This is a genomic window from Paraburkholderia fynbosensis (assembly GCF_902859935.1).
Taxonomy (GTDB): domain Bacteria; phylum Pseudomonadota; class Gammaproteobacteria; order Burkholderiales; family Burkholderiaceae; genus Paraburkholderia; species Paraburkholderia fynbosensis.
In genome coordinates, this window is the sequence record NZ_CADIKI010000073.1 from 1 (window position 1) to 1,187 (window position 1,187).

Sequence of the window (1,187 nt, forward strand, 5' to 3'; positions counted from 1 at the left end):
TGAAGTTGACCCAGAAAAACGGACATCTATCCTTTGGAGAAGGAGGTGCCGATTATGGGCAAGCATCGTACCCCGTACCCGGCGGAATTTCGGGCGCAAATGGTCGAGCTGGTGAAGGCTGGACGCAGGCCGGAGGAACTGGAAAAGGAGTTCGAGCCGACTGCACAGACCATCTACAACTGGGTGGCGCAGGCCGATCGCGACACAGGCGTGCGGCATGACGGTCTGACCTCAGCCGAACGGCAGGAACTCGCACGGTTGCGTCGTGAAGTCCGGCAACTGAAGATGGAGCGCGACATACTCTCTCACGCGGCAGCCTGGTTCGCGAGGGAGACAGGATCCATTCCACCGAAGAGCGGTATGGATTCATGAAAGCGAACCGGGCCCGCTGGCCCATTGCGATGATGGCACGGCTGCTCGGCGTCTCGACGAGCGGCTATTACACGTGGCTGGTGCGAGAGCCCGCGATGCACACACGCAGCGATGCGCAACTGCTCGCGCGCATCTGCACGCTACATGCGAGCTCGCGCGGCACGTATGGGGCACCGCGTATCCATGCGCAGCTCGCGCGCGAAGGCGTACACGTGGGGCGCAAGCGGGTGGCGCGCCTCATGCGTATGGCGGGTCTGTGCGGGGCAAGCCGGCGGCGCTGGCCGCGCACCACGCGGGCGCGCGCAGGCGCCCGGCGTGCGCCGGATCTGGTGCGCCGGCACTTCAGTGCCGACGCGGCAAACGTGCTGTGGGTCGCGGATGCGACCTATGTACCCACGGGCGAAGGTTCCCTCTATCTGGCGGTCGTGCTGGATGTGTTCAGCCGTCGCATCATCGGCTGGGCCATGTCTAACCATCTGTACACCGAATTGATGTTACGCGCGCTGGACATGGCGCTGCAGCAACGACGCCATGACGGTGTGATTCTACATTCCGATCAAGGCTGTCAATACACGTCCATTGCCTTTGGGCGGCGATGCCGCGAAGCAGGCGTACAGCCGTCGATGGGCACGGCCGGCGATGCCTATGACAACGCGATGTGCGAGTCGTTCTTCGGCACACTCGAAGCCGAACTGCTCTGTCGTGAACACTTCGCGACCCACGAACAGGCACGGCGGCGTCTGTTCTCGTTTCTGGAGAGCTGGTACAACATACGCCGCCTGCACAGCAGCATCGGCTACTGTTCGCCGCTCGAG

At 63.2% G+C, this 1,187-nt stretch carries 1 protein-coding gene; it reads left to right on the forward strand.

All coding sequences use genetic code 11. The features are described 5' to 3' along the window. Positions 1–54 precede the first annotated feature (54 nt). Positions 55–1,187, forward strand: a protein-coding gene (locus HV770_RS38045; protein WP_175166532.1) for an IS3 family transposase whose coding sequence is annotated in 2 segments (ribosomal slippage) — positions 55–313 and positions 313–1,187 — 1,134 coding nt annotated over the 2 segments. Because the reading frame shifts where the segments join, the coding sequence is not laid out codon by codon here. This gene is flagged as partial in the annotation.